Annotated in this window: 8 protein-coding genes; 3 read left to right on the top strand and 5 right to left on the bottom strand. The window is 53.9% G+C overall.

Going from position 1 to position 4399, the window contains the following annotated elements:
- Window positions 1-78: 78 nt before the first annotated feature.
- Window positions 79-261 carry a hypothetical protein gene (locus tag PHU49_15110; protein MDD5245335.1) on the bottom strand — a complete coding sequence of 61 codons (183 nt, stop codon included), beginning with the start codon at window positions 259-261 and terminating at the stop codon, window positions 79-81.
- Complete coding sequence (locus PHU49_15105; GenBank protein MDD5245334.1) at window positions 262-477, bottom strand: hypothetical protein; 216 nt, start codon at window positions 475-477, stop codon at window positions 262-264.
- A 740-nt stretch (window positions 478-1217) separates the two neighbouring features.
- On the opposite strand from PHU49_15105, the gene PHU49_15100 reads away from it, so the two are divergent.
- From PHU49_15100 to PHU49_15090, 3 genes are all read left to right on the top strand, one after another.
- Complete coding sequence (locus PHU49_15100) at window positions 1218-1631, top strand: helix-turn-helix transcriptional regulator (protein ID MDD5245333.1); 414 nt, start codon at window positions 1218-1220, stop codon at window positions 1629-1631.
- A gap of 99 nt (window positions 1632-1730) precedes the next feature.
- Window positions 1731-2624 carry a tyrosine-type recombinase/integrase gene (locus PHU49_15095; protein ID MDD5245332.1) on the top strand — a complete coding sequence of 298 codons (894 nt, stop codon included), beginning with the start codon at window positions 1731-1733 and terminating at the stop codon, window positions 2622-2624.
- A gap of 9 nt (window positions 2625-2633) precedes the next feature.
- Window positions 2634-2783, top strand: coding sequence for a hypothetical protein (locus PHU49_15090; GenBank protein ID MDD5245331.1), 150 nt, complete (start codon window positions 2634-2636; stop codon window positions 2781-2783).
- Window positions 2784-3132: 349 nt separating this feature from the next.
- Here PHU49_15090 and PHU49_15085 read toward each other — a convergent pair whose 3' ends face one another.
- The 3 genes from PHU49_15085 to PHU49_15075 form a co-directional block, all read right to left on the bottom strand.
- Window positions 3133-3285 carry a hypothetical protein gene (locus tag PHU49_15085; GenBank protein MDD5245330.1) on the bottom strand — a complete coding sequence of 51 codons (153 nt, stop codon included), beginning with the start codon at window positions 3283-3285 and terminating at the stop codon, window positions 3133-3135.
- Window positions 3282-3746 carry a hypothetical protein gene (locus tag PHU49_15080; protein ID MDD5245329.1) on the bottom strand — a complete coding sequence of 155 codons (465 nt, stop codon included), beginning with the start codon at window positions 3744-3746 and terminating at the stop codon, window positions 3282-3284. Before PHU49_15080 ends, PHU49_15085 begins: the two co-directional genes overlap by 4 nt.
- A gap of 194 nt (window positions 3747-3940) precedes the next feature.
- Window positions 3941-4114: a hypothetical protein gene (locus PHU49_15075; GenBank protein MDD5245328.1), complete on the bottom strand. Its 174-nt coding sequence runs from the start codon at window positions 4112-4114 to the stop codon at window positions 3941-3943.
- Between the last annotated feature and the right edge of the window lie 285 nt (window positions 4115-4399).

Genomic DNA, 4399 nt, shown 5'->3' with positions numbered 1-4399 from the left:
TGTAGTCCCATTCCAAGGGGTTGTCATGTTTCGCCATCTCCCAATACTCGCGGGACATCAAGCGTCGGCAGAGTCCTTTCACGCTGATCGTTCGCATTTCCCCTCCAATTCCTCAAGGTCTCTCAGAATCCCGTTTGCTATGCTTCGGAACGCCCCTGACCGGCGGGCCATCATTACCTCGAAATCCAAACCCTTGAGATCGTCCGTGGACAGTTCCTTCAGCTTGGCCTCAATCTTCTCGCGCCAGTATTTAGAGTCCATTCAAAACCTCCGCTTGCCCCAATCGTTGAAGTAGTCGTCCGGGTAATGAGGCCGGTTCATAAAGTCGTCCATCGGATCATGTGATGAACCATCCTCGCCCATGAAGAACCCGCACCTCTCGTCCATCGCCTTCAGGATGGTCCTCGCCAGCTTGCAAGCCTCACAGTCGCAGAGCTTGTGCGTCCTATAGATCGCCAGGGCTTCTTGATCCGTCATTCCAACCACCCCCATGTAGTGCGCCTATTGATGTGGCCTATCGTTCTTTTCCCGACACCAAATACCTCGGCTATCGCCCTGTGGCTGAACCCCTTGGCTAACAACCCTCGGATCAATAAGACTTCCTCAGATACCAGCCTCGCAGATGGGCAATCTGACCCCCGCTTCCCGCTTGGCTTACCTTTTAGGTGGTGCTGCGCGTGTGCCCTCAGTGTCGTGACCTCTAGGTTCTCAGGCCGGTTATCCCGGCAATCACCGTTGATGTGGTGAACGATGTCGTACCTGGTCAAAGGTCGGCCCAACAACTTCTCCACCACCAAGCGGTGTTCGTCCCTGGTGTGGTTGCGGTCGAGCCGAATCCTTTTGTACGCGTACATCACTGAAGCCCTAACTTCTGCCGGATCGAAATGGCGACCTCAAATAGTTCGCGGGCAACCAGGGATTCGGATACATGGCGGAGCTTGCTGATTTCCTTGAGGTACTGGACTTGAGAGTTACTGAGAGTCAAGGAAACTGTCCTTGATCCACCGTCTATTGGTTTTCGTGACATCCAACCTCCTGAACTTTGCCGTCTTGCGTACTTTACTACACGGTACAGGGACTGTCAATAGGTTTTGAGGGGTTTGAGAAAACTCTGTAAACTCCAAGGTAAAGTTCGTGGGATTGTTGTGTTCAAACGAAGGGTCTTGACTTTGGAATCTTCGTGTGATATATTGGGGTTTTTGAAAGGGTGTCGCGCAATGATGGTCGAATCAGGAAAGGAACCGATGATGGGAAGTTTAGGTGGGCGTTTAGCAGATGAAATGGGGAGACAGCATCTTACGGCGGAGGAGCTATCAAGGCGAAGTGGCGTAAAGGTGTTCAACATCCGGCGGATCATAAACGGCAAGGTCAAAGACCCGCATATCAGCGTACTGGCGGCAATCGCTAAGGGATTGGGGAGGTCGGTGGACTACCTTGTTTGGGAGGTGGGGAGGGATGACCCAGAGATGACCAAGGTGATTGGGTTTATGACCTATCAATGGCCCTACCTCACGGATGAGAACAAGAGAACACTCAACAACCTATTAGCGATGATGGTCAGGGAGCAGAAACTAGAGAGAGTGTGGAAGGGGCTGGAAGAACCCCCGATGGAAGGAGCGAAGTTGATCTAGTCTGTCTTACACACAGAAGGCCGGGTGTTCAATCCACCCACCGCCCACCACCAAGCACAAAGACACTCCGATGAACCATCTATCTGAAGGGCTTTGAACATGGTTAGACCTTCTATATTTTCACTCCTTAAGGATGCAATTGAGGATTACAAACTAACCAGGGAACTGGACGGGTTCGCCCCCAAGACGGTCAGCGACCACTACTACATCCTGAACAAACTGATGGCTGATCTCGGGCCTATCAAGACAGGCGACATCACGCCCTCCATGATTAAGACGCACCTACACAAACTCAAGCAGGCCCCCAAAAGGGGAACCGGCGAATGGGCGCAACGCTGGCGGCACTATGCCCTCAAAGGATTCTTCAAGTTCTGCCTCAAAGAGGGGTACATCCAAGAGAATCCCTACACTATGGACGAGCCAAAGGTGCCCGATCCTGTAAAGCCCGTATTCACCCCGGACGAATTACAGGCCATGCTAGACTGTAAGACGCGTAACTATGACAGGGACAGGGCCATTCTGTTGACCCTGATGGACTCCGGGGTGAGGCTCAAGGAGTTGGCCGGTATGGAGCGGAGCCATATTGATTTCAAGGAAGGGACTCTATTGATCCCCCGGCCCAAGAATCTATCCGGGCGCGTTGTGGTCCTCTCTAGGCCCACGTTAAAGGCGATCCATAGCTATCTGAGGACGCACGACGAGCCTAGAGTGTGGCTGACTGAGGAATCCAAGCCCATAACGATCTCCGGTCTGTCCCAGATCATCAAGCGGATCTCCACTGAATCCTTGGGCAAAGCCTCCGGGCCTCACAAATTCCGACATACCTACGCAGCTTGTTTCCTTGACTCAGGTGGGGATATCTCAGCACTGCAAAGCCTGTTAGGGCATAAGACCTTGAAGATGGTTGTGGACTATGCCAAGGCCACCCAGGACAGACGCGCCCGAATCCAAGGGAAGCAATACAGTCCAGTCGAAAGGCTCGGGCTGAAATAGGAGGGTGCCATGAAAGTACCAGGTCTGCCAATCGGAATCCGTCTGCCGTGGATCATCACCATACCCTTAATGCTCATCGTCGGTATCGTCTGGGGTTCGATTTGGGTTGTGAAGAAGTTGACCCAGAAACCGGCCAAACCTGAGCCAACCAGTGAATGAGGACGAGCGCATAGGGGCCGTGGTCCTGGCCGTTATCGTCCTCGTCTGCGTCTTGGCCTTGGTTTTTGTGCATGATTAAGGCCCGACCTTGTCCCCGTACCGCCGGAGCCCTGATCGGGCCTTAGACGCGACTTGGTGAGGTCACAGGGGCATTACGGGGCTAAAGGCATATCCCAGAATGAGACCCCGCAACATTCGCCTACGCTGGCCTCGCAACTGTACCCGCATACTGGGCAAAACTTGTAGGGGATGGCGGGCCATGGGCTGCCTGTAGTGTCGGGATACTGTGGTGGGATTCTCAATCCCTTGCGGTGTGTTTTGGCCCACTTCATAGCCTGGTTGTAGCTCATCATCCCCTCCCGTCCATTTCGTAGATTTCAGTCCTCATGTGCCACATGCAGTAGTCGCAGTTACACCACTCGCCTAAAACCGGAACATAGAACTTCATGTGCTCCAAAAGTGCCATCAGGTACAACTCGTGCAATTCCTCCAGGTGCATCATCCCTCTATCCTCTCGAAGTACGCCGGTGCATGTAGGCGGTACAGGCCCGGTTGGATCGTAATGCCCCCAATGACAGACTCCCGTTTCCAGCAGCTTGCTACCGGCGGACGCAGGGACCACTCAAGCTTTTCCAACCTTTCGAACCAAGCGAAAGGTTCATCGGGGGAGAGGTCGCACTCCTCGCAGACTTCGAGCGGGCAGACGGCCCTATGTACGTCCATGCCACGCGGGCATCTTCGCCAATCCTTTGCCCTCTCGACGTGGGCGGAAGATGCGCGGACGTCGGGTGTGAGCTGCCAAGTCAGGTAATGCTTTAGGCAGCGGTATCCTTTATCCTCATCCATGATACTCACATTCCAGCGATCCACTTGGCTAGTGGGAGGATCGTCGCGTGGGTGTAGTTCCCTAATCCACCCCTCTTTGCCGTCGTTTGTCTTTACCCTATCACCTATCTTCATCATCCCCTCCTAAAATCGAATCCTAGATAAGCCCTAGCTCGCCAGCCTATTCTCGTTACTCGTAGTAGCTCCGCACTTGTTGCATCTCCAGACCTGTACCCAGTTATGCCCCGATCTCCTCTTGCCGTAAGAGTGCCAATCATGCTTCTCCTTTGGCTCTCGCTCGTTACAGGGTATGTCCCGGCCTATGATGCCCATTACTTGCCTCCGTTCAGGTACGCGACCCGCTTGGCCGCGTCCTCGCTTGTTGCGTGATCGCTCTCGGGTTGCCACTTGCCAGCCGAATCATAGAATCCGACGGTCCACAGACCCCCCCAAGAACCATCCTTGTCACTCCCGGCCTTCTCGCTTTGAATGTAGACGTACATCATAGCCTCCTTCCGCACCAAGGGCACAGGTTGTCAATCCCGCTGGCCGACAGATGCCCTTCTGGTTCAACTGCTGCCTGACACTCTGGGCACCACTTGTACTCATCTCGCTCCATGCACTCTCGCAGATCCCGCCTTGTGTCCGCGTATGCCCGATATGCCGTCGGGCTGATCTTGTGGTAGTAGTTGCAAGTGCTAGTGTATCCCATCATACCCTCCCTTTAATCCAAGATATCAACGGACTTGCATCTAGCAGCGTAGATATCGGCAATGAAGATCAGCCCTGCC

It is taken from the genome of Syntrophorhabdaceae bacterium, from assembly GCA_028713955.1.
In the GTDB taxonomy this organism is placed as follows: domain Bacteria; phylum Desulfobacterota; class Syntrophorhabdia; order Syntrophorhabdales; family Syntrophorhabdaceae; genus UBA5609.
This window is presented reverse-complemented; position numbering and strand designations above follow the sequence as displayed.